Raw genomic sequence first — 23770 nt, forward strand, 5'->3', positions numbered from 1 at the left:
TCACGCAAATCCGGTAGCATGGCGTCCAGTCCTGCGCCCGCCAACCGTACCGATTGCGCCGACCCCGACCGCCATGACCGACCCAGACTTGCTTGCGCGCCTTGCCAGCCTGCCTTCGCAGGACCCCGCCTTCTATGACCGCGAGTACAACAACCGCGCCAATGTGCCGGACAACCCGGCGCATCTGGCGCGCTGGGCGCAGTGGTCCGCGCAGGTGCGCGCGCGCGGCCAGTACCTGGCGGACCTGAGCTATGCCGGCGCGGACGCGCGCCATGCGTCCGGCGAGACCCTGGACTACTTCCCCGCGCAGCGCGCCAACGGGGCCTTGCCGCCGCTGCTGGTGTTCGTGCACGGCGGCTATTACCGCGCGCTGGACAAGCACGACCACAGCTTCGTCGCCAGCGCGCTGCCGGCGCTGGGGGTGTCGGTGGCGGTGGTCAACTACACGCTGGTGCCGGCGGCGACGGTGCCGGAGATCGTGCGGCAGGTGCTGCGCAGCGTGGCCTGGCTGTACCGGCAGGCGGATCGTCTCGGCCATGACCCGCAGCGGCTGTTCGTGGCGGGGCATTCGGTGGGTGGCCACCTGGTGGCGATGCTGATGGCCGCGCGCTGGCCGCAGCTCGGCGCCGACCTGCCTGCGGGGCTGGTCCGCGGCGGGCTCTCCGTCAGCGGGCTGTACGACCTGGAGCCGCTGCGGCGCGCGGCCTTCCTGCAGTGCGACTTGAAGTTATCCGAAGCCGATGTCGCGCGGCTGTCGCCCGCGTACATGGCGCCCGCCGACGAAGCACCGCTGGCGATCGCGGTGGGCGAACTGGAGGCGGCCGAATACCACCGCCAGCATGCGCTGATCCGCGCGGCGTGGCCGGCCAAGGTGGCGCATCCGGCGGCGAGCGACCTGGTGCTGCCGGACTGCCATCACTTCAATGTGCTGGACAGCCTGGTCAGCACGGAGGGCGCGCTGACGCAAGCGGTGCTGCGGCTGGTGGGGCGCTGAGCCGCCAGCGCGGGCCGGGACCTCAGCCCTCCAGCACGCGCAGCAGCGACGAGGTATCGTCCTTGCCCCAGCCCCGGGCCATCAGCGCGCGCAGTTGCGCCGAGGTGGCCTGCATCGCCGGCAGCTCCAGGCCGATTTCCTCGGCGATATCGCGCGCCAGGCCGAAGTCCTTGTCGTGCAGCCGCGCCTCGATGCCTGCGGCAAAGTTGCGCGCCACCATCTTGGGGCCCATCAGGTCGAGCATGCGGCTGCCGGCCATGCCGGTCGCCATGGCCTCGAACACGCGGCCGGTATCGACCTGCTGCGCGGCGGCAAAGCGCATCGCTTCGGCAATGCCTTCGATATTGACGACCTGGGCGATCTGGTTGCACAGCTTGGCGACCTGGCCGGCGCCGTGGTCGCCGATATGGGTGATGGTCTGGCCCAGCCGCTCGAGCAGCGGGCGCACGCGCTCCAGCATCTCGGCCTTGCCGCCGACCATGATGGTCAGCGTGCCGGCCTCGGCGCCCATGGTGCCGCCCGACACCGGGCAGTCGAGCGCCTCGATGCCGCGCGCGGCCAGCGCCGCGGCGATCTCGCGCGTGACGATGGGCGAGATGGTGCTGTGGTCGACGCAGATGGTGCCCGGCGCGGCCCCATGGATCACGCCCTGGGCGCCCAGCAGGACTTCCCGGACATCTTCGGACGAGGTCACGTTGGTGAAGACAACGCTGGCGCCGCGCGCCGCCTCGGCTGGGGTGAAGAACGGTTCTGCCCCCAGCGCGCGCGCGGCCTCGGCGGCCTCCGGGCGGCGCACGAAGGCGCGCACGGTGTGGCCGGCGGCCAGCAGGTGGCGCACCATGTGCGAGCCCATGGCGCCCAGGCCGATGAAGGCGATGGTGACGGGGGTGGGAGTCGTGCTCATGCCATGCTTCCTTTGTCGATACGTTGATGCGGCGGGCTACTTGTCGCCCGCATAGGCGAACTTGCCGTTGCGGATCACCCCCATCACGCGCGAACGCTGGTCGAAGCCCTGGTGGTCCTTCGGGTTCAGGTTCATCACGCCATTGGGGATGGTGAGGTTGGTGGTGGTTTCCAGCGCGTCGCGCATGGCCGCGCGGAACTCGCGCGTGCCGGGCTGGGCCCCGCTCTTGAGCGCGCGGCGGGCGGCATCGTCGAGCAGCATCCATGCGCCCCAGGCATCGCCGGCGAACTGCGTCACGCTGTCGGCGCCGTACTTTGCTTCGTAACGATTGACGAAGTCCAGCGCGACCCTGCGCACCGGATGGCTCTCCGGCAGCTGGCGCGCGACCACCACCGGCCCGGTCGGGAACAGTGTGCCTTCCACGTCCTTGCCGCCCATGCGCAGGAAGTCCCAGGTGGCGATGCCGTGGGTCTGGTAGACCTTGCCCTTGTAGCCGCGCTCGCCCAGCGTCTTCTGCGGCAGCACCGACGGCGTGCCGGCGCCGGCGATCAGGATCGCGTCCGGATTGGCCGCCATCAGCTTGAGCACCTGCCCGGTGACCGAGGTGTCGTTGCGCGAGAAGCGCTCGTTGGCCACCACCCGGATCTTGCGCAGCTCGGCCAGCTTCGAGAACTCGCGCCACCAGCTTTCGCCGTAGGCGTCGGCAAAGCCGATAAAGCCGACCGTCCTGACGCCGTGGTTGCTCATGTACTCGGTCAGCACGGTAGCCATGTGCGAGTCGTTCTGCGGCATCTTGAAGGCCCAGCGGCGCTTGGGGTCGGCCTGCGGCTCGACGATGGCGGCCGAGGCGGCCAGCGCCACCATCGGGGTCTCGCCCTCGGCCACGGCGTCGAGCGCGGCGATCGCGGTGGGCGTGATGTTGGGGCCGACGATCACGTCGACCTTTTCCTCGGAGATCAGCTTGCGCACGTTGCGCACCGCGGCCGCGGGGTCGGTGCCGTCGTCCAGGATGATGTAGTGCGCCTTCTGGCCGCCCAGCGTCTGCGGCCACATCAGCACGGTGTTCTTGGACGGGATGCCGATGGAGGCGGCCGGCCCGGTGGTGGACACATCGATGCCGACGCGGATGTCGGCATGGGCGGCGCCGGCAAGGCACAGCGCGGCGGCAAGCAGCAGGGGGCGCAGGGGCAGCTTCAGCATGGTCTCCTCCGTTCTTATATGTGACGGGAAAGGATAGCCGAACTCGGCCGGCGCGGCACCGTGGCCCCGCGGCAGCGATGTCAGCGCACGCCCAGGCGCCAGAGCGAGGTCACTTCGGCCGAGCGGGCCGCGTGCAGGGGATCGGCGGCATCGGCCGCGCGCGGGTGGCGCGGGCGGATGTCGGAGCGGCCCAGCACCTTCAGCCCGGCCGCCTCGATCCAGCCCGCCAGTTCGTCGCGCTGGCGCAGGCCGAGGTGCTCGGCCAGGTCGGACAGCAGCAGCCAGCCCTCGCCGCCGGGCTCCAGGTGATCGGGCAGCCCTTGCAGGAAGCCGCGCAGCATGGCGCTGTCGGGGTCATAGACGGCACGCTCGACCGGCGAGCTCGGCCGTGCCGGCACCCACGGCGGGTTGCATACCACCAGCGGCGCGCGGCCGGCGGGGAACAGGTCGGCCTCGATCACTTCGACCTGCGCGGCGTAGCCGAGCCGGCCGATGTTCTCGCGCGCGCACGCCAGCGCGCGCGGGTCCTGGTCGGTGGCCACCACGCGCTGCACGCCGCGGCGGGCCAGCACCGCGGCCAGCACGCCGGTGCCGGTGCCGATATCGAAGGCCAGCGTCTTCGCCGGCAGCGGCTCGGCCGCGACCAGGTCGATGTACTCGCCGCGCACCGGCGAGAACACGCCGTACCACGGGTGGATGCGGTCTTCCAGCGCCGGGATCTCGACGCCCTTCCTGCGCCACTCGAACGCGCCGATCATGCCCAGCAGCTCGCGCAGCGAGGCCACGTAGGGCTCGCTGGCCGGGCCGTAGACCTGCTCGCACGCCTCATGCACATCGGGCGCGCGCCGCAGCGGGATCTGGTGGCCGGCCTCGAACGGCAGCAGCAGCATGCCAAGCGTGCGCGCGCGCTGCGACTGCGCCAGCCGGTGCAGGTGGAAGGCCTCGGTGGGCGACGCGGCCTGGCTCTTGTCCCGGGCCTTATCCCGGGCCTTGCCGGGGCGGCTGGCCTTCTTGGGATTGCGCTCGGTGCGACGGGCCAGCGCGTTCAGCAGCTGGCGCGCGTTCTGGAAATCGCCCCGCCATAGCAGCGCGGTGCCTTCGCAGGCAAGTCGGTAGGCGCTGTCGGCGCTGGTGGTGTCGTCGGCGACGACCACGCGCCGCGGCGGCGGCAGGCCGGCCTCGGAGCGCCAGGCGGCGCTGTGCTCGACGCCGTTTTCGGTCCAGTGGATGCGGGGCAGGTCGCTCACAGGACCTCCGGACGGCAGGTGGGGATATGCAGGGCAGGCATCGTGGATTTTCTTATATAGAGCGGGGCGGCAGCGGTGCCGCCTCAGAGTTCGTAGGCTTCGTGTTCGCCGGACATGGCCTGCTCGACCAGCTTGCGGTTGAGCGTCGGCGAGAACAGTTCGATGAAGGTGTAGACAAAGCTGCGCAGGTAAGCCCCCTGCTTGACGGCCAGGTGGGTCACGTTGCTGCCGAACAGGTGCCCGGCGGCGATCCCGCGCAGGTTGCGGTCGCGCTCGGCATCATAGGCGACGCCGGCGACGATGCCCACGCCCAGCCCGATCTCCACATAGGTCTTGATCACGTCCGCGTCGATGGCCTCGAGCACGATGTCCGGCGCCAGGTGCCGCAGCGCGAAGGCCTTGTCGATCTTGGTCCGGCCGGCGAAGTTGGCATCGTAGGTGATCAGCGGGTAACCCATCAGGTCTTCCAGCGCCAGGTGCTTCTTGTCCAGCAGCGGATGGTCGGGCGGCGTAATCACCATATGGGTCCACTGGTAGCCCGGCAGCGACACCAGGTTCTTGTCGCTGGAGATGCCTTCGGTGGCGATGCCGATGTCGGCGTGGTCGTGCAGCAGCATGTCGGCGATCTGGGCCGGATTGCCCTGCTGGATCGACAGCCGCACCTTGGGATAGCGCTTGGTGAACTCGCTGATCACGCGCGGCAGCGCATAGCGCGCCTGCGTATGCGTGGTGGCGATGGTGAAGTTGCCCTGGTCCTGTGCCGCATAGTCCATGCCGACGCGCTTCAGGCTTTCCACTTCCTGCAGGATCTTCTCGACCGAGCTGAGGATGCGGCGGCCGGGTTCGGTCAGGCTGCGGATGCGTTTGCCGTGGCGCGTGAAGATATCCACGCCCAGTTCTTCTTCCAGCTCGATGATGGCCTTGGATACGCCAGGTTGTGACGTATAAAGCGCTTTAGCGGCCTCGGTCAGGTTGTAGTTCTGCCGGACGGCTTCCCGCACAAAGCGAAACTGGTGCAAGTTCATATATCTGCGTTCGTATAAACAAACAACTTCTTATTAGTTTGAGGTATGAGGCCAGTTTATTACGATTCTCGAACTTTGTTAATGAACGGCCTGCCCTCGGTGCGCCTTCTCGCCCCAACCTGTTGCAGGGCGAGATCCGCGGGCCACGCCACACCGAGTCCCTCATGTCCCTGGCCTATACCGTTTCTGGTCTGTTCGTAGGCGTCCTCGTCGGCCTGACCGGCGTGGGAGGGGGCTCGCTGATGACGCCGCTGCTGACGCTGCTGTTCGGTTTCTCGCCGGCCACCGCGGTCGGCACCGACCTGGCCTTCGCGGCCATCACCAAGGGTTTCGGCACCATCGCGCATCGCGCCCACGGCCACGTGCAGTGGCAGGTGGTGCGGCGCCTGTGCATCGGCAGCCTGCCGGCGGCGGTGGCCGCCATCCTGGTGCTGAAGAGCGCCGGCGAGCTCGACGGCCGGTGGCTGCATGCGATCCGCGTGACCATCGGCGTGTCGGTGCTGCTGACGGTGCTGTCGCTGCTGTTCCGCCGCCAGATGCTGGCCTGGCTGGAACGCAACCCGCGCTTCCAGCTGCATGGCCGCAGGCAGGTCATCGCCACCATCATCGTCGGCGCGGTGATCGGCGTGCTGGTCACGGTCTCGTCGATCGGTGCCGGCGCGGTCGGCGCCACGCTGATCCTGCTGCTGTATCCCCATATGAAGCCGGCCGAAGTCGCCGGCACCGACATTGCCTACGCCGTCCCGCTGACGGCGCTGGCCGGGCTGGGCCATGTGTGGCTTGGCACGGTCAACTGGAATTTGCTGCTGGCGCTGCTGGTGGGTTCGATCCCCGGCATCTGGCTGGGTGCGCAACTGTCGCGGGCGCTGCCCGAGCGGCTGGTGCGCGCCGCCCTGGCGACCACGCTGACGCTGGTCGCCATCAAGCTCGTCTCCTGAATTCAACGAATACTGAACGGACCCCGCCATGTATCAGTACGACCAATATGACCAGCGCATCGTCGCCGAGCGCGTCGCCCAGTTCCGTGACCAGGTGCGCCGCCGCCTGTCGGACGAGCTGACCGAGGAAGAATTCCTGCCGCTGCGGCTGCAGAACGGCCTGTACATGCAGCGCCACGCCTACATGCTGCGCGTGGCGATTCCGTACGGCCTGCTGTCGTCGAAGCAGATGCGCAAGCTGGCCCATATCGCGCGCGAATACGACCGCGGCTACGGCCACTTCTCGACCCGCCAGAACATCCAGTACAACTGGATGGAGCTGGAGCGCGTGCCCGACGTGCTGGCCGAGCTGGCCAGCGTCGAGATGCATGCCATCCAGACCTCGGGCAACTGCGTGCGCAACATCACCACCGACCACTTCGCCGGCGTGGCGCCGGACGAGTCGGTGGACCCGCGCGTGCTGGCCGAACTGCTGCGCCAGTGGAGCACGTTCCAGCCGGAATTCGCCTTCCTGCCGCGCAAGTTCAAGATCGCGATCTCGGCCTCGGCCGACGACCGCGCCGTGGTGCAGATGCACGACATCGGCGTCTACGCCTACAAGAATGCCGACGGCGAAGTGCGCCTGCGCATCCTGGCCGGCGGCGGTCTCGGCCGCACGCCGATCCTGGGCACGGTGATCAAGGACGACCTGCCGTGGCAGCACATGCTGACCTACATCGAGTCGGCCATCCGCGTGTACAACCGCTATGGCCGCCGCGACAACAAGTACAAGGCCCGCATCAAGATCCTGGTGAAGGCCATCGGCGCCGACAAGTTCGCCCAGGAAGTCGAGGAAGAGTGGCAGCACAGCAAGGACGGTCCGGCCACGCTGACGCAGGCCGAATTCGACCGCGTGGCGCAGTACTTCACGCCGCCGGCGTATGAAAAGCTGGCCGATACCGATGCCTCGTACGAAAAGCACCTGCTCGAGGACAAGGCCTTCGCGCGCTGGGTCAGCCGCAGCGTGCATGGCCACAAGGTGCCGGGCTACGCCGCGGTGACGCTGTCGACCAAGCCGGGCCTGGTGTCGCCCCCGGGGGATGCCACCGACGCGCAGATGGAAACCGTGGCGGACCTGGCCGACCAGTTCGGCTTCGGCGAGCTGCGCGTCGCGCACGAGCAGAACCTGGTGCTGCCGGACGTGAAGAAGCAGGACCTGTACGCGCTGTGGCAGCTGGCAAAGAAGGCCGGCCTGGCGACGCCCAACATCGGCCTGCTGACCGACATCATCGCCTGCCCCGGCGGCGACTTCTGCTCGCTGGCCAATGCCAAGTCGATCCCGATCGCGCAGGCGATCCAGGACCGCTTCGACGACCTCGACTACGTCTACGACCTGGGCGAGATCTCGCTGAACATCTCGGGCTGCATCAACGCCTGCGGCCACCACCACGTCGGCAATATCGGCGTGCTGGGCGTCGACAAGGATGGTTCGGAGTGGTACCAGGTCACGCTGGGCGGCGCCCAGGGCAACCAGACCGCGCTGGGCAAGGTGATCGGCCCGTCGTTCAGCGCCGAGGAAATGCCCGAGGTGGTGAGCCGCATCATCGACACCTTCGTCGCCAACCGCATCGAGGACGAGCGCTTTATCGAAACCCTGTCCCGCATCGGCATCGCCCCGTTCAAGGAGCGCGTCTATGCCGACAAGCAACCGCGCGAACGCGCCGAAGCCTGAGGACCGGAGAGACTGAACATGGCAAAGATCATTCAACTGCAACGCCAGGATGCAACGGGCAGCGCCAACGTCACCCCGGTGATCGTCGAAGACAACTGGACCGTGCTGCGCGCCACGGAAGAGCAGCCGCTGACCGAAGAGCGCATTTCGGCTGCCGTGCAAGGCCAGGATGCGGTGCTGTTCCCGCTGTCGGTCTGGAAGGCCAATGAAGCGCTGCTGGCCGGCCGCGATGCGGCCCGCACCGGCATGTGGCTGGCGCCGGAAGACGAGCCGGGCGATGCCGCCGCGTACTTCGACCGCGTGTCGCTGGTGGCGGTGGACTTCCCGGTGTTCCGCGACGGCCGCGGCTTCTCCACCGCCTACCTGCTGCGCACCCGCTACAAGTGGGAAGGCCAGCTGCGCGCCATCGGCGACGTGCTGCGCGACCAGCTCAACTTCATGAAGCGCTGCGGCTTCGACGCCTTCGCCGTCCGTGCGGACAAGAGCATCGACGACGCGATCAAGGGCTTCACCGAGTTCACCGTGACCTACCAGGCGTCGGTCGACGAACCGCTGCCGCTGTTCCGCCGCGCCCGCACCGAAGGCGGCGCCGTGCAACCGAAGGCCACGGCATGAGCACGGTGCTGAGCGATATCCCCGTGGTGGATGCCGGCGCGGTATCGGCGCTGCGTCCGCCCGCGCTGTGGGTCGCGCCCGAGTACACCGGCAGCATCGAAGCGCTGGAGCAGAAGGAGCGCGAGCTGGCAGAGCGCCTGGCGGGCATCGCCGGCCGCTTCTTCCGCGCGCGCTTTGCCTCGAGCCTGGCGGCCGAGGACATGGTGCTGACCGACGCGATCCTGCGCGGCAGCGAAGCCGTGCGCGCGGGCATCCGCGTGTTCACGCTGCAGACCGGGCGCCTGCACGCCGAGACCCTGGCGGTGCTGGACAAGGTGCAGGCGCACTACGGCTACACCATCGAGCAGTTCACGCCGGATGCCGAGGCGGTCGAGAACTACCTGAAGAAGCACGGGCTGAACGGCTTCTACGACAGCATCGACGCGCGCAAGTCGTGCTGCGGCATCCGCAAGGTCGAGCCGCTCAACCGCGCGCTGTCGCACGCCGATGCCTGGCTGACCGGCCAGCGCCGCGAGCAGGCCGTGACGCGCGCCGAGCTGCCGTTCGAGGAACTGGACGAAGCCCGCGGCATCCCCAAGTTCAACCCGCTGGCGGACTGGTCCGAGCCGGAAGTGTGGGCCTACCTGAAGCGCCACAACGTGCCGATCAACGACCTGCATGCCAAGGGCTATCCCAGCATCGGCTGCGAGCCATGTACGCGCGCGGTACGCGCGGGCGAGGACGTGCGCGCGGGACGGTGGTGGTGGGAGAGCAAGGACTCGAAAGAGTGCGGGCTCCACGAACAGAACATCAAGCATTGAGGCCGGAACAAAATGGGCATCATGAACGACATCGCAGAAGCCACCTCGGGCGTGGCGCACCTGTTGCAGGTACAGAACGACCATCTCGACCGCCTCGAGGCGGAATCGATCTACATCATCCGCGAGGTGGTGGCCGAGTGCCGCAACCCGGCGCTGCTGTTCTCGGGCGGCAAGGATTCGATCGTGATGCTGCACCTGGCACTGAAGGCGTTCCGGCTGGGCGAGCGCAAGATCGAGCTGCCGTTCCCGCTGGTGCATATCGACACCGGCCACAACTACCCGGAAGTGATTGCGTTCCGCGACCAGCGCGTGGCTGAGCTCGGTGCGCGCCTGGTGGTCGGCCATGTCGAGGACTCGATCAAGCGCGGCACCGTGCGCCTGCGCAAGGACACCGATTCGCGCAACGCGGCGCAGGCCGTGACGCTGCTCGAAACCATCGGCGAGCACCAGTTCGACGCGCTGATGGGCGGCGCCCGCCGCGACGAAGAGAAGGCCCGCGCCAAGGAGCGCATCTTCTCGTTCCGCGACGAGTTCGGCCAGTGGGACCCGAAGGCCCAGCGCCCGGAGCTGTGGAGCCTGTACAACGCCCGCATGGCGCAGGGCGAGCAGATGCGCGTGTTCCCGATCTCGAACTGGACCGAGCTGGACGTGTGGCAGTACATCGCCCGCGAAAACCTGGCGCTGCCGCCGATCTACTACGCGCACCAGCGCGAGGTGGTGCGCAAGAACGGCCTGCTGGTGCCGGTCACGCCGATCACGCCCAAGCAGGATGGCGATGTCAGCGAAGTGCTGTCGGTCCGCTTCCGCACCGTCGGCGACATCAGCTGCACCTGCCCAGTGGCCAGCGTGGCCGATTCGCCCGAAGCGATCATTGCCGAGACCGCGGTGACCGAGATCACCGAGCGCGGCGCCACCCGCATGGACGACCAGACCAGCGAAGCCTCGATGGAGCGCCGCAAGAAGGAAGGCTACTTCTAAGCCGCACGCAGCAAAGGATCCAGACATGACTCACCAAGCAACCCACCAAGGCCTGCTGCGCTTCATCACCGCCGGCTCCGTCGACGACGGCAAGAGCACGCTGATCGGCCGCCTGCTGTACGACAGCAAGGCGGTGCTGTCCGACCAGCTGACCGCGCTGGCCAATGCCAAGAACAAGCGCACCGCCGGCGAGCAGATCGACTTCTCGCTGCTGACCGACGGCCTGGAAGCCGAGCGCGAGCAGGGCATCACCATCGACGTGGCGTACCGCTACTTCTCGACCGCGCGCCGCAAGTTCATCATCGCGGATACGCCGGGCCACGAGCAGTACACCCGCAACATGGTCACCGGCGCCTCGACCGCGCACGCGGCCATCGTGCTGGTCGATGCCACCCGCGTCACCGTCACCGACGGCCGCGCCGAACTGCTGGCGCAGACCAAGCGCCACTCGGCGATCCTGAAGCTGCTGGAAATCCAGCACGTGATCGTCGCCGTCAACAAGATGGACCTGGTCGACTACAGCGAGCAGAGCTTCAACGAGATCCGCGCCGCCTACGCCGAACTGGCCGAGCAATTGGGCCTGAAGGACGTGCGCTACGTGCCGGTGTCCGCGCTGCGCGGCGACAACATCGTGCACGAGAGCGACGCCATGCCGTGGTACCAGGGCGAGCCGCTGCTGCCGCTGCTGGAAGAGCTGCCGGTGGAAGAGGCCGCGCCCGAGGATGACGCCGCGCTGCGCTTCCCGGTGCAGCTGGTGATCCGCCAGGACGGCTCGCAGTCGGACGACTTCCGCGGCTATGCCGGCCGCGTCGAAGCCGGCACCGTGCGCGTCGGCCAGAAGCTGCGCGTGCTGCCCGCCAACCGCGAAGCGGTGGTGGCCGAAGTGCTGACTCCGAACGGCGCCGCGGCATCGGCCAACGTCGGCGACACGGTCACCGTGCGCCTGGCCGAGGACGTCGATGTATCACGCGGTGACATGTTCGTCGCCGCCGACGCGACCGCGGCCTCCGCCAAAAAGCTGCAGGCCGACCTGTGCTGGTTCGACGACGAGTCGCTGAACCCGGCGCGCAAGTACGTGCTCAAGCACACCACGGCGAGCGTGTTCGCGCGCGTGTCGGCGGTGGACCGCGTGCTGGACGTGCACACGCTGTCGCACGAGACCGGCCGCCACGACATCCGCCTGAACGATATCGGTTCGGTGCAGATCTCGCTGCAGAAGCCGATCGTGTGCGACGCCTACGGCGATAATCCGGCCACGGGCGCCTTCGTGCTGATCGACGAGGCGACCAACCACACGGTGGCCGCAGGCATGATCCGTGCGTTCTCCTGATCGGTAGCGAACAGGATCGACCGGACAAGGGGTTGGAGATGGGCAAGCAGGCACAGAAGACTTTCGGCAAGGTGTACCTGATCGGGGCAGGCCCCGGTGCGGCAGACCTCATTACGGTGCGTGGTGCACGGCTTTTGGGCGAAGCCCAGGTGGTGCTGCACGACGCGCTGGTATCGCCGGAGATGCTGGCCTGGTGTCCGCAGGCGGAGCTGGTAGAGGTCGGCAAGCGCTGCGGCCAGCGCTCCACCGCGCAGCTGTTCATCAACCGCCAGATCGTCGACCTGGCCAGCAAGTACGAGCGCGTGGTGCGGCTCAAGGGCGGCGACCCGATGCTGTTCGGCCGCGCCGACGAGGAACTGCAGGCGCTGGAAGCGGCTGGCATCGAGTATGAAGTGGTGCCCGGCATCACCGCCGCGCTGGCGGCCGCGTCCGCGATCGGCAAGCCGCTGACCAAGCGCGGCGTGTCGCGCAGCGTGGCCTTTGCCACGCAGGCCAAGGCCGCGGACGGCGAGGGTTCGGCCGATATCGAAGCCGCGGTCAGGGCCGACACGCTGGTCTACTACATGGGTCGCGATCAGGCCGCATCGATCGCCGCGCAGCTGATCGCGCACGGCAAGCCCGCGTCGACGCCGGCGTGGGTGGTGGAAGCCGCCACCACGCCGCAACAGCGCAGCCGCGAGTTCACGCTCGGCCAGATGGCGGCCGGTGAGGCGGCGTCGTGGATCGACCCGGTGCAGCCGAGCCTGCTGATGATCGGCGCCGCGCTGGCCGCGCGCGCGACCGAGGCGCCGCGGGAGGACGCGGGCGTGACGAACATGCGCGCGGCGCGCGCTGCCTGAGGTTTTTTTCCCCTCTCCCATTTATGGGCGAGGGGAGAAGACCAGCAGCATCGACGCGTCAAAGAAAATACCCCGTGCGGAATTCCGGCACGGGGTTTTTCATTGAGGCCGTCACGACTTCAGGCAGCGGGCGGAGTCCCGGGCAGCGACGCCACGCAATACGCCGCGATCGCCTCCAGCACCGCATCCGACTCTCCCACCGCGGCCGCGCAATGGATGCGCAGCCCGGGATGGGCCTGCCGGCACTGGTCGATCAGCGCCGGCAAATCGCGCCGGATATGCCCGCCCTGGCCGAAGAACACCGGCACCACGGTGACCTCGGTCACGCCCTCTGCGGCCAGTTCGGCCAGCGCATCCGCCAGCAGCGGCGACATCAGCTCCAGGAACGCCAGCCGCACCGCGCAGCCGGGCAGGGCGGCCACCAGCTTCTGCTGCAGCCGCTCGAACGGCTCGCGCCAGCGCGCATCGCGCGCGCCGTGCGCGAACAGGACCAGGGCGCGGTCGCGGGCTGCCATGGCCGTGCTCAGTGCCGGTCGACCCAACGCAGCGCCAGCAGCGCCACCATCAGGTAAAGCGTGCCCGGCACCAGCGCCGAGATGATCGGCGGCCAGGTATGCAGCAGGCCGACGTGCGAGAACAGCGTGTTCGACAGGTGGAACGACAGCCCCAGCATGATGCCGCCGAATACCTTGACGCCGACCGCGCCGGCACGCGCGTGCAGGTAGGCGAACGGCAGCGCCAGCGCCACCATCACGAACAGCGTCAGCGGGTAGATCACCTTCTTCCAGAACGCGATCTCGTAGCGCTGGGTGTCCTGCTTGTTGTCGCGCAGGTGGCGGATATAGCGGAACAGGTCCAGCGTCGACATCCGCTCAGGCGTGACGAGCAGCACCGACAGGATCTGCGGGGTCAGCTCCGAATGCATGGCCACGCGCGGGAACTTGACCTGCTCGGCGCGGAAGTCCGGCGCCAGCGCGTCGCGCGCCGGCGCGGCGGCCGCGGGCTGTGCGCCCTGGGCCTGGGGCGCCAGCTCGACGAAGCGGGTCTCGCTGACGTTCTGCAGCTCCCATGACTGGCCGCCCTGGTAGCGCCCCTCCTGCGCCACGCGGATCACGCGCAGCCGGTACTGGGGGTCGAACTCGTACATGGTGATGCCGGTGATGGTCTGGTCCGGCCGCAGCCCCGCCACGTTGACGAAGCGGGTGATCTCGCCATCGCCGGCGGCATCCTTGTCGCGGTCCTTGACCCAGACCCCGGAGCGGAAGCCCGACGACACCGTGGCGCCGATCGCCTCCAGCTTGACCTTCTGCGCATACTGCTCGGCGCGCGGGCCGATGAACTCGCCAAACAGGAAGGTCACGATCGCCAGCGGCACCGCCAGCTTGAACAGCGAGAACAGCGCCTGGCGCGTGTTCAGGCCGGCCACGCGGAAGATGGTGTACTCGGACTGGCTGGCAAGCTGCGAGAACACATAGATCGCGCTGATCAGCACCGCGATCGGCAGCACCTCGTACACCCGCGTGGGCGCCTGCAGCAGGACGTGGAACAGCGCCACCAGGGAGGTGTACTGGGCGTTGACGTTCTCCAGCTCGTTGAGCATGTCGAAGAACACGAACAGCGACAGCACCGCGAACAGGATGAAGGCGAACACGCCATAGACCAGGCGGCCGAAATAGCGTTCGTAGACGCGCAGGATCCTCATGCCCGGCCTCCGGCGGCGGTCTCGGCATCACGCTTGCGCAGCCCGAACACGGCGCGCCAGCCACCCAGGCTGCGGTTCTGGCGGTAGCGGAACAGCAGCAGCGCACCCAGGAACACGGCCAGGTGGATCGGCCACCAGGCCAGCCAGAACGGGATCGAGCCGTTGCGCACCCAGGACTGCGACAGGTTGATCAGGTTGCTGTAGGTCAGGTAGATCAGCACGGCGAACACCAGCGGCGTGTAGCGGCCCAGGCGCGGGTTCACGTAGGCCAGCGGGATCGCGATCATGACGAAGTTGAAGGCCAGGATCGGCAGCGAGATGCGCCAGATCAGTTCGCCCAGGTTCTCGCGCGTGGGGTTGCGGATCAGCTCGATGGTGTCGCGGCTCTTGGGCGGCAGCTTGGCCTCGGACTCGGGCGGCTTGTTGTCCACCTTGACCGCGTAGCGCTCGAACTCGACGATGCGGTAGTCGATCTGGCCGGGCGTGCCGGAATAGCGGCGGCCGTTCTCCATCACCACCAGGCGGTCGCCGTTGGGCATGGTCTCGAACTTGCCCTGGTGCGCCAGCGCCACGCCGATCTTGTCGGCTTCGGCATTGGCGACAAAGACATTGCGCGCATGCTTCATGTCGGGGTCCATGCCCTCGATGAACAGCACGTAATTGGCCTTGGCCGGCTCGATGAAGCGGCCGGCGGCGATCATCGACATCACCCCGCGCTGCTCGAAGCGGTCGCGGAACAGCGCGCTCTGCTGGTTGGCCCACGGCCAGGCGAACAGGCCCAGCAGCAGCGCCAGCAGGATGAAGGGCGCGGCGAACTGCAGCACCGGCTTGACCAGGTCGCGCAGCGAGATGCCGGCCGAGAACCACACCACCATTTCCGAATCCTTGTACCAGCGCGTCAGCACGATCAGGGTGGAAATGAACAGCGTCGCCGACAGCAGGATCGACAGGTAGCCGATGGTGGCCAGGCCGATCAGCATCAGCACGTCGTTGGGGCTGGCCTTGCCGTTGGCGGCCATCCCCAGGATGCGGATCACGAGCGAGGTGAGCATGAAGGTCAGCATCACCAGGAACACCGCCCCGGCGGTGTAGGCAAGCTCGCGTCGCAGGGCTTGTTGAAGGATCATGCGGGTTCGGTTCCGGGCTGCCGGCCGGAGCGGGCGATGTGCCGTGCGAGGTGCCTGGCAGAACAGCTGGCTGACGGCACAGCGTGCTGTCAACGTGACCGGGGCGTATCAGCGGCGGCAGGTCGCGGGGTAAAAATCGCGGATAATGGAGGCTTTCGTGTCTAACGAGCCCCTGGAAGGAAGCGCGATGGAATTTAGCACAAAAGCCCTGGATTGGAGCAAAGCCGGCCAAAATGGTTTCCTGGCGACCAAGACCGACTGCCTGGTGGTCGGCCTGTTCGAAGGCCAGAACCTCGGCGGCGTCGCCAAGGCCCTCGATGTGGCCACCAAGGGCTTGGTGGGACGGCTGGTCAAGCAGGGCGACTTCGAGGGCAAGCGCGGCACCCACCTGATGCTGCACGAAGTGGCCGGCGTGGGCGCCGCGCGCGTGCTGCTGGTGGGCCTGGGCAAGGAAGCCGATTTCACCGACAAGGCCTTTGCCGATGCGGTGCGCACCGCGGTGCGTGCCTTGTCGTCCACGCGTTCGGCCTCGGCCTTGTGGTGCCTGGCGCAACAGGCGCCGCATCAGCGCGACGTGTCGTGGGCCGTGATCACCACCATCACGCTGGTGCGCGAAGCCGGCTACCGCCTGCTCGAGCGCCATCCGGGCCTGAAGCGGGCCAATGCCCAGAGCGCCGCCAGCGGCAAGCCCAACGGCAACGACAAGGCGTCGCTGCGCAAGGTCGTGATCGCGGTCGACAGCGGCGATGCCCGCGCCGCGACCCAGGCCGCGGTGCGCGGCACCGCCATCGCCAACGGCATGGAGCTGACGCGCGACCTCGGCAACCTGCCGTCCAATATCTGCACCCCGACCTACCTGGCCAATACCGCGCGCAATATCGCCAAGCGCCACAAGCTCAAGGCCGAAATCCTCGGGCGCAAGCAGATCGAGGCCCTGAACATGGGCGCGTTCCTGGCCGTGACCAAGGGCAGCGAGGAGCCGCCGCAGTTCATCGTGCTGCGCTACGACGGCGCCGGCGCCAAGCAGGCGCCGGTGGTGCTGGTGGGCAAGGGCATTACCTTCGATACCGGCGGCATCTCGCTCAAGCCGGGCGAAGGCATGGACGAGATGAAGTACGACATGTGCGGCGCGGCCTCGGTGCTTGGCACGATCCAGGCCGTGGCCGAGATGGGCCTGAAGCTCAATGTGGTGGCGGTGGTCCCCACCTGCGAGAACATGCCCAGCGGCATCGCCACCAAGCCGGGCGACGTGGTCACCAGCATGTCGGGCCAGACCATCGAGATCCTCAACACCGACGCCGAGGGCCGCCTGATCCTGTGCGACGCGCTCACCTATGTCGAGCGCTTCAAGCCGGCCGCGGTGATCGATGTCGCCACCCTGACCGGCGCCTGCATCATCGCGCTCGGCCACGTCAACAGCGGCCTGTACGCGCGCTCCGACGCGCTTGCCGACGCGCTGCTGCAGGCTGGACGCCGCGCCATGGACAGCGCCTGGCGCATGCCGCTGGACGACGAATACCAGGACCAGCTCAAGTCCAACTTTGCCGACATGGGCAATATCGGCGGCCGCCCGGCCGGCAGCGTCACCGCGGCCTGCTTCCTGGCGCGCTTTACCGAGAAGTACGACTGGGCCCACCTGGACATCGCCGGCACCGCGTGGAAGAGCGGCGCGGCCAAGGGCGCCACCGGCCGTCCGGTGCCGCTGCTGACGCAGTTCCTGATGGACCGCGCCGCCTGAGCGCGGCGCCACTAAGTCAGAGCGGAAACCGTCCATGACGCGCATCGACTTCCACAGCAACGTGCCGGACGTGCTCGGCTATGTCTGCCGGCTGGTCCGCAAGGCCTACGGCGCCGGGCAGAAGGTGGTGATCCACGGCGCGCCGGCGCAGCTTGCGGACCTCGACGCGCGCCTGTGGACCTTCTCCGCGCTGGACTTCCTGCCGCATTGCGGGCTGGAAAGCCCGCATGCGGCGGCGACGCCGATCCTGCTGGCCGCCACCACCGAGGGCGTGCCGCACCACCAGCTGCTGATCAACCTGGCTGACGAAGCGCCGGCGCAGTTTGCCAGCTTCGAGCGGCTGATCGAGGTGGTCGGCGCCGGCGACGCCGCGCGCGAGGCCGGCCGCCAGCGCTACCGCTTCTATCGCGAACGCGGCTATCCGCTGACGCACCACGACATCGGCCAGCCCAAGGGAGACGCCGCATGAGCGAACGCACCACCTCGCGGGTGATCCCGCGGCCGGAACCGCACGACAGCATCCCGCTGCTGACCGAGGTCGTCGACCTGCCGGATGCCGACACCGAAGCGCCGGCGCAGGCGGGCGCTGCGGCGGACGACGGCGTGATCGACACCTTTGGCATGGACGATGCCGGCATGGTGATGCAAGTGGGCGACACCGGGGACGCCGCGCTGGACGACGCGATCGTGCCGGCCCAGCCCGCAGCCGGGACGGACACCGCCACGGACACCGGCGACGACGACCTGCGCGCAGTGCGCACCGAGCTGCTGAGCCGCGTGATGATGCGCTTTCGCACCGAATGGCCGCAGGTGGTGGCGGCCCACACCGAAGCCACGCTGCAGTCCCGGCTGGCGCCGCTGACGGCGCAGCTGGCCAGCGAGCTGACCCAGTCGCTGGAAGCGCGGCTGGTGGAGTGGCTGGACGCGACGCTGGAGGAGATGGAGAAGGCGCCGGGAACGGACTGAGGGTTTTCTTCCCTCTCCCGCTTGCGCCAGAGGGAAGCCTCTGCCAGGGGCGAGGGTACTGCGAACGCTCTGCACACAAAAAAGCCTGCGATACCTCGCAGGCTTTTTGCCATCCGCCGCGCCGCGCTCAGTCCGTCACCGCGCCCCTGCTCGCCGTCGATGCCAGTCGCGCAAACTTGGCCAGCACTCCGCGCGTATAGCGCGGCGCGGGTGCTTTCCAGCTGGCGCGGCGCCTGGCCAGTTCTTCTTCCGGCACGTTCAGCTGCAGCAGCAGCTGGTGCGCGTCGATGGTGATCGAGTCGCCCTCCTGCACCAGTGCGATGGTGCCGCCGACGTACGCTTCCGGCGCGACGTGGCCGACCACCATGCCCCAGGTGCCGCCCGAGAAGCGGCCGTCGGTGATAAAGCCGACCGCTTCGCCCAGGCCCTTGCCGATGATGGCCGAGGTCGGCGCCAGCATTTCCGGCATGCCGGGGCCGCCCTTGGGGCCGAGGTAGCGCAGCACCAGGATGTCGCCGGCGTTGATGCGGTCGGCCAGGATCGCGTCCATCGCGCTCTGCTCGTCCTCGAACACGCGCGCCGGGCCGGTGATGACCGGGTTCTTCAGGCCGGTGATCTTGGCGACCGCGCCTTCCTCGGCGAGGTTGCCCTTGAGGATCGCCAGGTGGCCCTCGGCGTAGAGCGCCCGCTCGATCGGCAGGATCACGTCCTGGTCGGCGCGCGGGGCGTCGGGCACGTGCTCGAGTTCCTCGGCCAGCGTGCGGCCGGTGATGGTGATGCAGTCGCCGTGCAGCAGGCCGGCCTTGAGCAGAATCTTCATCACCTGCGGGATGCCACCGGCGCGGTGCAGGTCGGTCGCCACGTACTGCCCCGAGGGCTTGAGGTTGCAGAGGACCGGCACCTTGCGGCGGATGCGCTCGAAGTCGTCGATGGTCCATTCCACCTCGGCGGCATGCGCGATCGCCAGGTAGTGCAGCACCGCGTTGGTGGAGCCGCCGGTTGCCATGATCAGCGCCACCGCGTTCTCGATCGACTCGCGCGTGATGATGTCGCGCGGCTTGAGATCCCGCTTGACGGCCTCGACCAGCACGCGCGCCGATTCCGCGGCGCTGTCGACCTTTTCCTGGTCCGGATTGGCCATGGTCGACGAATACAGCAGCGACATGCCCAGCGCCTCGAACGACGAGCTCATGGTGTTGGCGGTGTACATGCCGCCGCACGAGCCGGTGGACGGGCAGGCGTTCCGTTCCACCCCTTCGAAGTCTTCCTCGCTCATGCGTCCCGCGGTGAACTCGCCGACGGCCTCGAACGACGACACGATGGTCAGGTCCTTGCCCTTCCAGTGGCCCGGCTTGATGGTGCCGCCGTAAACGTAGATACCCGGCACGTTGGTGCGCGCCAGCGCGATCATGCCGCCCGGCATGTTCTTGTCGCAGCCGCCGATCACCACCACGCCGTCCATCCACTGGCCCTGGGCCGCGGTCTCGATGCAATCGGCGATGACCTCGCGCGAGATCAGCGAGTACTTCATGCCCTCGGTGCCCATCGACATGCCGTCCGAGATGGTGGGCGTGCCGAACACCTGCGGGTTGGCGCCGGCGGCCCGGATCGCCTCGATGGCCGCGTCGGCCAGGCGCTGCAGGCCGGCATTGCACGGCGTGATGGTCGAATGGCCGTTGGCGATGCCCACCATCGGCTTGTCGAAGTCCTCCTTCTGGTAGCCGAGCGCGTAGTACATCGAGCGGTTGGGGGAGCGCGCCACGCCTTGCGTGATGTGCCGGGAGCGCTTGTTGAATGCCATGGTGGGAGTCTCCGGGATCCTTGTTATATGCCGCCGCGGGCGCGCGGCGGGCGCTGTGATGGGGCAAGAATGACGCGTGCGTTTTGGCGTGTCAAATGGATTGTTCGGGCGCTGGCGGGCGCGGGTCCCGGGTGCCGCCGCGCCGGGCGCCGCGGGGATTTGTGACATCATTACGGGCTACGATGCGTGCGCGGACCCGGCGTTGGCATTGCCGTGCAACCTTCGCCGCACCCGCGCGTCTTACCTGGCGCCGCACGGCCGGCGCCGCCGCCGCCTCACAACCACCATTCACGTCAACATGCTGATTCATCCCCAGTTCGACCCGGTTGCCATCCACCTGGGCCCGCTTGCGATCCGCTGGTATGGGCTGATGTACCTGGCCGGGTTCGTCATGTTCCTGTGGTTCGGGCGCCTGCGTATCCGCCAGCCGCATATCGCCGCCAAGGGCTGGACCACGCGCGACCTCGACGACATGCTGTTCTTCGGCGTGCTGGGCGTGATCCTGGGCGGGCGGCTCGGCTACGTGCTGTTCTACAAGCCGTCGTACTACCTGTCGCATCCGATGGAGATCTTCAAGGTATGGGAGGGCGGCATGGCCTTCCATGGCGGCTTTCTTGGCGTGGTGGTGGCGATGTGGCTGTTCGGCCGGCTGCGCCGGCGCCACTGGATGGAAGTGACCGACTTTATCGCGCCGATGATCCCCTGCGGGCTGGCCGCCGGGCGCATCGGCAACTTCATCAACGGCGAGCTGTGGGGGCGCGCCACCGACCTGCCGTGGGGCATGATCTTCCCGCAGGCCGGCGACAACATCCCGCGCCATCCGTCGCAGCTCTACCAGTTTGCCGGCGAGGGCGTGGCGTTGTTCATCCTCCTGTGGCTGTTCGCGCGCAAGCCGCGGCCGATGGGCGCGGTGTCGGGCGTCTTCCTGATCGGCTACGGCGCGTTCCGCTTCGCCGCCGAATTCGCGCGCGAGCCCGACAACTTCCTGGGTCTGCTGGCGCTGAAGCTGTCGATGGGGCAGTGGCTGAGCCTGCCGATGATCCTGGCGGGCATTGCCATGGTGATCTGGGCCTACCGCCGCCAGCCCGGCGCCGGCGCCCCGCAGCCGGCGGCCTGAGCCAGGCTATTTGCCGGCGCGGCGCAGCGCGTCGATGCGCGCCTGGGTATGCGGGTGCGTGGACAGGAAGTCTTCGGCAGGGTCTGCGCCGGCATCGGCCGGCTTGCCTTCGCGTTGTTCCAGCGCGACCAGCACGTCGGCCAGCGCCGCCGGGGGCAGGCCGTTGCGCTGCATGATCTCGATCGCATAGGCATCGGCCTCGCGCTCGTGGTCGCGTGAATAGCGCAAGGTCAGCATGGCGGCCGGCACGCCCGCCAGCACCGAAGAGATATCGCCGAACAGGTAGGCCGAGAGCGCGGCCAGTGCCGATCCCTGGATCACCTGCTGCAGCCCGTGGCGTCGCGCCACGTGGCCTGCTTCGTGGGCCAGCACCCCCATCAGGCCGGCGCCGCTGCCCGCCAGGCGCACCAGTTCGTCGGTGACGATGATGGTGCCGCCCGGCAAGGCCAGCGCATTGGCGCCGATTTCGCCGCCCTGGCGGAACAGGATCTGGTAGTCGTGCGCTGTATCGCGCGGGCGCCGCAGCGCCGCGAAGCCGGCGCGGATGCGGGCCTGCTCGGCGGCCGGCAGCTGCGTCGGCGCAAGCATGCCGTTGTCCAGGCTCTCCAGCGTCAGCTGGCCGAGCCGGGCCTCCAGTTCGGCCGGCACCGCGCGTGCCATCATGCCCGCGCCCCACGGCAGCAAGACGTAATAGCCCAGCACCAGCACCGCCACCAGCGCCGCCACGGCCAGGCCGGCCAGGCGCCAGCTGTTCTGCGCGCGCGCCACCAGGCCGTCGCGATGGCCGGTGGCGGCGAGCAACTGGTCGAAGGCGGCATGGTCGGTGACTTCGCAGAAGGCGCCGTCGGCGAATGTGACCAGCCGCGGCGCGCGGCGCACGCGCTCCGACACGCGCAGCTGCGACAGCGGCGCGCGCCGTAATTCGGTGCCGTCGGCGTCGCGCAGCACGGCCTGCTGCGCCTCCACGGCGAGCGTGGCCGGATGCGCGCGCGACGAGCGCCCGTCGAAGAAGGTGACCGGGACCATGGCGCGTCAGAGCGCGATGTCGATGTCGTACCAGTCTACCGCCGCGTCGCCCAGCGCGCCCACTTGCTGGGCTGCGCCGGCGACGAAGCTGTCGAGCGGGCCCGCCGCGAGCATGGTCACGCACTGCAGCCGGTAGCGCGTGGCGCGCACGCGCGCGAACGGCAGGAACAGGCCAAGCGTCAGCGCGATCGCAATCAGGTTGGTGACAAAGATAAAGACCATGCGCGCGGCGCTGACCTCGCTGCGGAACGCGTGCGGCGCCAGCGTGGTGTGGCTCCACACCACGTTCTGCAGCCGCGCCATCAGGTAGGGGCTGACCGACAGCATGCCCAGGTAGAAGCCGGCGATGCCGAAGCCAAGCAGCGCCGCCGCGCCGAAATTGCCGATTCCCGGCGCCATCACGAAGCCGGCCACGGCCATCGCCAGGGTGCCCGCCAGCACCACGCCGAAGGCGCGCAGGTAGGCCCGGTAGAAATCGCCCGCGCCGGCGTGGAAGCCGAACGGTGCGGTGCCGAAGCGGGTGTGGTTGTGCTGGTAGCGCTTGAAGCGCTGGTGCGCCAGCGGCCCCAGCAAACCCAGCGTGGCCACCGCGGCCAGCGGCCACAGCACGAATACCCGGTAGGCCTCGGCATCGCCGCCGGTGAAGCCGAAGCGCAGCCCGCGGTAGCTGGAGTTGGCCATGCGGAAGCGCAGCGAGCGCACCAGCAGCAACGGGAATACCGCCAGCAGCACAAGCAGCATCGCCAGCGCCAGGAATGGCGAGAAGGTCGACGCGAACTGGAACGCGATCACCAGCCCGAACACGATGGCCCGGCCCTTGAGGATCGCCGACGGCTTGCCGTGGTAGTCGAAGCTGGCGCCGTCCAGCCGCGTATTGCGATAGAAGTACTGCAGCGTGCGCACCTTGGCCCAGGCGGAATAGATGCCCAGGGTGACGATGGTCAGCAGCGCATTGACGATCCAGATCCGGAAATACTCCGAGCCCGATCCGGTGAAGCTCAGCCCGAGCGGCCGCAGCGCTGCAGCGCGAGGGCCGGTGGGGTCTGCCGGTTCGGCCGGGGTGTCCAGGGTGAAATCGCTGCCAGCTTGCATGGCGTGAGCTCCAGATTGAGATGCGATGGATACAGGGAAAACCGGCGGGAAAACCGTTAGGGGGAGTCGCGGTGGCCGGCGCCTGTTTCAAAAACGCAACGATGGCAATTCAGGTAATTGCGGCGACGGCCTCACATTCTGACACCGATAAATATCGCCAACGGCACAATTTGCATGGCAGCGCGCCGCCAGTCTATGCCGCAATGTCAACACCATGGAAAACCCTCGTAACACTATGGAAACATCCTGTTACACTGATCTCATCCTGTAACAAATTTCGGTTCGGTGCCATCCATAAAATCAAGGGCTTAGCCCGACTGGCACGTAAATCGCTAGTGGCATTGTTACAAGATGAGCGGCGAGCCACAGCCGCCGACGGCAGTGCCAGGGGGGAGTACGGCTCTTCGGGTCGAGAGTTACGCTAGCCGCGCTGCACGGATCAAAGGGCACGGGAAAATCCACGCGCTTTGGCGCGTTTGCAACAGGGGTGGCGCGGGGCCAGCGCCAGGTCAATCCATGGACCCACGCGACGGATGCATTCGTATCCGCCAGCGATGAATCACGCAGTACAGCAGTTCTTTTCAGGCGCGGGCGTCTCCTTGCGGGGAGGCAAGGGACGC

At 68.1% G+C, this 23770-nt stretch carries 22 protein-coding genes; 12 read left to right on the plus strand and 10 right to left on the minus strand.

Annotation, left to right across the window (positions count from 1 at the left end; genetic code table 11):
- Window positions 1-73 precede the first annotated feature (73 nt).
- Window positions 74-994 carry an alpha/beta hydrolase gene (locus GA0116996_RS01435; RefSeq protein WP_092306615.1) on the plus strand — a complete coding sequence of 307 codons (921 nt, stop codon included), beginning with the start codon at window positions 74-76 and terminating at the stop codon, window positions 992-994.
- Window positions 995-1016: 22 nt separating this feature from the next.
- On the opposite strand, the gene GA0116996_RS01440 is transcribed toward GA0116996_RS01435, so the two are convergent.
- The 4 genes from GA0116996_RS01440 to GA0116996_RS01455 form a co-directional block, all read right to left on the minus strand.
- Window positions 1017-1898, minus strand: coding sequence for an NAD(P)-dependent oxidoreductase (locus GA0116996_RS01440; RefSeq protein WP_092306617.1), 882 nt, complete (start codon window positions 1896-1898; stop codon window positions 1017-1019).
- A gap of 36 nt (window positions 1899-1934) precedes the next feature.
- Complete coding sequence (locus GA0116996_RS01445) at window positions 1935-3098, minus strand: ABC transporter substrate-binding protein (protein WP_092306619.1); 1164 nt, start codon at window positions 3096-3098, stop codon at window positions 1935-1937.
- A gap of 80 nt (window positions 3099-3178) precedes the next feature.
- Window positions 3179-4345: a methyltransferase gene (locus GA0116996_RS01450; protein WP_092306621.1), complete on the minus strand. Its 1167-nt coding sequence runs from the start codon at window positions 4343-4345 to the stop codon at window positions 3179-3181.
- Window positions 4346-4428: 83 nt separating this feature from the next.
- Complete coding sequence (locus GA0116996_RS01455) at window positions 4429-5370, minus strand: CysB family HTH-type transcriptional regulator (protein WP_092306623.1); 942 nt, start codon at window positions 5368-5370, stop codon at window positions 4429-4431.
- Between the two features lie 164 nt (window positions 5371-5534).
- Here GA0116996_RS01455 and GA0116996_RS01460 point away from each other — a divergent pair, with 164 nt between their 5' ends.
- Genes GA0116996_RS01460 through cobA form a run of 7 tightly spaced genes read left to right on the plus strand, consistent with a single transcriptional unit; the run spans window position 5535 to window position 12581 of the window.
- Window positions 5535-6308: a sulfite exporter TauE/SafE family protein gene (locus GA0116996_RS01460; protein WP_092306625.1), complete on the plus strand. Its 774-nt coding sequence runs from the start codon at window positions 5535-5537 to the stop codon at window positions 6306-6308.
- A 28-nt stretch (window positions 6309-6336) separates the two neighbouring features.
- The gene (locus tag GA0116996_RS01465) at window positions 6337-8019 is read left to right on the plus strand and encodes a nitrite/sulfite reductase (RefSeq protein ID WP_092306627.1); all 1683 of its coding nucleotides are present in this window, start codon (window positions 6337-6339) and stop codon (window positions 8017-8019) included.
- Between the two features lie 18 nt (window positions 8020-8037).
- Window positions 8038-8634 (plus strand): DUF934 domain-containing protein, encoded by a 597-nt coding sequence (locus GA0116996_RS01470; protein WP_092306629.1) that lies wholly within the window; start codon window positions 8038-8040, stop codon window positions 8632-8634.
- Window positions 8631-9434, plus strand: a complete 804-nt coding sequence (locus tag GA0116996_RS01475) for a phosphoadenylyl-sulfate reductase (RefSeq protein ID WP_092306631.1) — start codon at window positions 8631-8633, stop codon at window positions 9432-9434. Before GA0116996_RS01470 ends, GA0116996_RS01475 begins: the two co-directional genes overlap by 4 nt.
- Before the next feature lie 12 nt (window positions 9435-9446).
- Window positions 9447-10412 carry a sulfate adenylyltransferase subunit CysD gene (gene cysD / locus GA0116996_RS01480; RefSeq protein WP_092306633.1) on the plus strand — a complete coding sequence of 322 codons (966 nt, stop codon included), beginning with the start codon at window positions 9447-9449 and terminating at the stop codon, window positions 10410-10412.
- A 25-nt stretch (window positions 10413-10437) separates the two neighbouring features.
- The gene (locus tag GA0116996_RS01485) at window positions 10438-11742 is read left to right on the plus strand and encodes a sulfate adenylyltransferase subunit 1 (protein WP_092306635.1); all 1305 of its coding nucleotides are present in this window, start codon (window positions 10438-10440) and stop codon (window positions 11740-11742) included.
- Between the two features lie 38 nt (window positions 11743-11780).
- The gene (gene cobA / locus GA0116996_RS01490) at window positions 11781-12581 is read left to right on the plus strand and encodes a uroporphyrinogen-III C-methyltransferase (RefSeq protein ID WP_092306637.1); all 801 of its coding nucleotides are present in this window, start codon (window positions 11781-11783) and stop codon (window positions 12579-12581) included.
- 119 nt (window positions 12582-12700) lie between these two features.
- On the opposite strand, the gene GA0116996_RS01495 is transcribed toward cobA, so the two are convergent.
- The 3 genes from GA0116996_RS01495 to lptF are packed head-to-tail and all read right to left on the minus strand — an operon-like array spanning window position 12701 to window position 15410.
- Window positions 12701-13096: a sirohydrochlorin chelatase gene (locus tag GA0116996_RS01495; RefSeq protein ID WP_092306639.1), complete on the minus strand. Its 396-nt coding sequence runs from the start codon at window positions 13094-13096 to the stop codon at window positions 12701-12703.
- Window positions 13097-13104: 8 nt separating this feature from the next.
- Window positions 13105-14283 (minus strand): LPS export ABC transporter permease LptG, encoded by a 1179-nt coding sequence (lptG, locus tag GA0116996_RS01500; protein WP_092306641.1) that lies wholly within the window; start codon window positions 14281-14283, stop codon window positions 13105-13107.
- Window positions 14280-15410 carry an LPS export ABC transporter permease LptF gene (lptF, locus tag GA0116996_RS01505; RefSeq protein ID WP_092306643.1) on the minus strand — a complete coding sequence of 377 codons (1131 nt, stop codon included), beginning with the start codon at window positions 15408-15410 and terminating at the stop codon, window positions 14280-14282. Before lptF ends, lptG begins: the two co-directional genes overlap by 4 nt.
- Window positions 15411-15597: 187 nt before the next feature.
- On the opposite strand from lptF, the gene GA0116996_RS01510 reads away from it, so the two are divergent.
- From GA0116996_RS01510 to GA0116996_RS01520, 3 genes are read left to right on the plus strand one after another with little or no spacing between them, the layout of a single operon-like run.
- Window positions 15598-17148 carry a leucyl aminopeptidase gene (locus GA0116996_RS01510; protein WP_092306645.1) on the plus strand — a complete coding sequence of 517 codons (1551 nt, stop codon included), beginning with the start codon at window positions 15598-15600 and terminating at the stop codon, window positions 17146-17148.
- A gap of 34 nt (window positions 17149-17182) precedes the next feature.
- Complete coding sequence (locus GA0116996_RS01515; RefSeq protein ID WP_092306647.1) at window positions 17183-17617, plus strand: DNA polymerase III subunit chi; 435 nt, start codon at window positions 17183-17185, stop codon at window positions 17615-17617.
- Window positions 17614-18114: a hypothetical protein gene (locus GA0116996_RS01520; protein WP_092306649.1), complete on the plus strand. Its 501-nt coding sequence runs from the start codon at window positions 17614-17616 to the stop codon at window positions 18112-18114. The genes GA0116996_RS01515 and GA0116996_RS01520 overlap by 4 nt, the downstream gene beginning before the upstream one ends.
- 127 nt (window positions 18115-18241) lie before the next feature.
- Here the strand turns inward: GA0116996_RS01520 and ilvD are convergent, their stop codons facing one another.
- Window positions 18242-19915 carry a dihydroxy-acid dehydratase gene (gene ilvD, locus GA0116996_RS01525; protein WP_092306651.1) on the minus strand — a complete coding sequence of 558 codons (1674 nt, stop codon included), beginning with the start codon at window positions 19913-19915 and terminating at the stop codon, window positions 18242-18244.
- A gap of 298 nt (window positions 19916-20213) precedes the next feature.
- On the opposite strand from ilvD, the gene lgt reads away from it, so the two are divergent.
- Complete coding sequence (lgt, locus tag GA0116996_RS01530; RefSeq protein WP_092306653.1) at window positions 20214-21032, plus strand: prolipoprotein diacylglyceryl transferase; 819 nt, start codon at window positions 20214-20216, stop codon at window positions 21030-21032.
- Window positions 21033-21038: 6 nt separating this feature from the next.
- Here the strand turns inward: lgt and GA0116996_RS01535 are convergent, their stop codons facing one another.
- Both GA0116996_RS01535 and GA0116996_RS01540 read right to left on the minus strand, forming a co-directional pair.
- Window positions 21039-22058 carry a M48 family metallopeptidase gene (locus tag GA0116996_RS01535; RefSeq protein ID WP_092306655.1) on the minus strand — a complete coding sequence of 340 codons (1020 nt, stop codon included), beginning with the start codon at window positions 22056-22058 and terminating at the stop codon, window positions 21039-21041.
- Between the two features lie 6 nt (window positions 22059-22064).
- On the minus strand, window positions 22065-23150 hold the full coding sequence (locus GA0116996_RS01540) for a YjgN family protein (RefSeq protein WP_092306657.1): 1086 nt from the start codon (window positions 23148-23150) through the stop codon (window positions 22065-22067).
- Window positions 23151-23770: the final 620 nt, after the last annotated feature.

The organism is Cupriavidus alkaliphilus (assembly GCF_900094595.1).
Classification (GTDB): domain Bacteria; phylum Pseudomonadota; class Gammaproteobacteria; order Burkholderiales; family Burkholderiaceae; genus Cupriavidus; species Cupriavidus alkaliphilus.

What these genes read in the sequence shown, in the direction of transcription:
- GA0116996_RS01435 (WP_092306615.1), top strand. Translation starts at nt 74, where the DNA reads ATGACCGACCCAGACTTGCTTGCGCGCCTTGCCAGCCTGCCTTCGCAG.
- GA0116996_RS01440 (WP_092306617.1), bottom strand. Translation starts at nt 1,898, where the DNA reads ATGAGCACGACTCCCACCCCCGTCACCATCGCCTTCATCGGCCTGGGC.
- GA0116996_RS01445 (WP_092306619.1), bottom strand. Translation starts at nt 3,098, where the DNA reads ATGCTGAAGCTGCCCCTGCGCCCCCTGCTGCTTGCCGCCGCGCTGTGC.
- GA0116996_RS01455 (WP_092306623.1), bottom strand. Translation starts at nt 5,370, where the DNA reads ATGAACTTGCACCAGTTTCGCTTTGTGCGGGAAGCCGTCCGGCAGAAC.
- GA0116996_RS01460 (WP_092306625.1), top strand. Translation starts at nt 5,535, where the DNA reads ATGTCCCTGGCCTATACCGTTTCTGGTCTGTTCGTAGGCGTCCTCGTC.
- GA0116996_RS01465 (WP_092306627.1), top strand. Translation starts at nt 6,337, where the DNA reads ATGTATCAGTACGACCAATATGACCAGCGCATCGTCGCCGAGCGCGTC.
- GA0116996_RS01470 (WP_092306629.1), top strand. Translation starts at nt 8,038, where the DNA reads ATGGCAAAGATCATTCAACTGCAACGCCAGGATGCAACGGGCAGCGCC.
- GA0116996_RS01475 (WP_092306631.1), top strand. Translation starts at nt 8,631, where the DNA reads ATGAGCACGGTGCTGAGCGATATCCCCGTGGTGGATGCCGGCGCGGTA.
- cysD (WP_092306633.1), top strand. Translation starts at nt 9,447, where the DNA reads ATGGGCATCATGAACGACATCGCAGAAGCCACCTCGGGCGTGGCGCAC.
- GA0116996_RS01485 (WP_092306635.1), top strand. Translation starts at nt 10,438, where the DNA reads ATGACTCACCAAGCAACCCACCAAGGCCTGCTGCGCTTCATCACCGCC.
- cobA (WP_092306637.1), top strand. Translation starts at nt 11,781, where the DNA reads ATGGGCAAGCAGGCACAGAAGACTTTCGGCAAGGTGTACCTGATCGGG.
- GA0116996_RS01495 (WP_092306639.1), bottom strand. Translation starts at nt 13,096, where the DNA reads ATGGCAGCCCGCGACCGCGCCCTGGTCCTGTTCGCGCACGGCGCGCGC.
- lptG (WP_092306641.1), bottom strand. Translation starts at nt 14,283, where the DNA reads ATGAGGATCCTGCGCGTCTACGAACGCTATTTCGGCCGCCTGGTCTAT.
- lptF (WP_092306643.1), bottom strand. Translation starts at nt 15,410, where the DNA reads ATGATCCTTCAACAAGCCCTGCGACGCGAGCTTGCCTACACCGCCGGG.
- GA0116996_RS01510 (WP_092306645.1), top strand. Translation starts at nt 15,598, where the DNA reads ATGGAATTTAGCACAAAAGCCCTGGATTGGAGCAAAGCCGGCCAAAAT.
- GA0116996_RS01515 (WP_092306647.1), top strand. Translation starts at nt 17,183, where the DNA reads ATGACGCGCATCGACTTCCACAGCAACGTGCCGGACGTGCTCGGCTAT.
- GA0116996_RS01520 (WP_092306649.1), top strand. Translation starts at nt 17,614, where the DNA reads ATGAGCGAACGCACCACCTCGCGGGTGATCCCGCGGCCGGAACCGCAC.
- ilvD (WP_092306651.1), bottom strand. Translation starts at nt 19,915, where the DNA reads ATGGCATTCAACAAGCGCTCCCGGCACATCACGCAAGGCGTGGCGCGC.
- lgt (WP_092306653.1), top strand. Translation starts at nt 20,214, where the DNA reads ATGCTGATTCATCCCCAGTTCGACCCGGTTGCCATCCACCTGGGCCCG.
- GA0116996_RS01535 (WP_092306655.1), bottom strand. Translation starts at nt 22,058, where the DNA reads ATGGTCCCGGTCACCTTCTTCGACGGGCGCTCGTCGCGCGCGCATCCG.
- GA0116996_RS01540 (WP_092306657.1), bottom strand. Translation starts at nt 23,150, where the DNA reads ATGCAAGCTGGCAGCGATTTCACCCTGGACACCCCGGCCGAACCGGCA.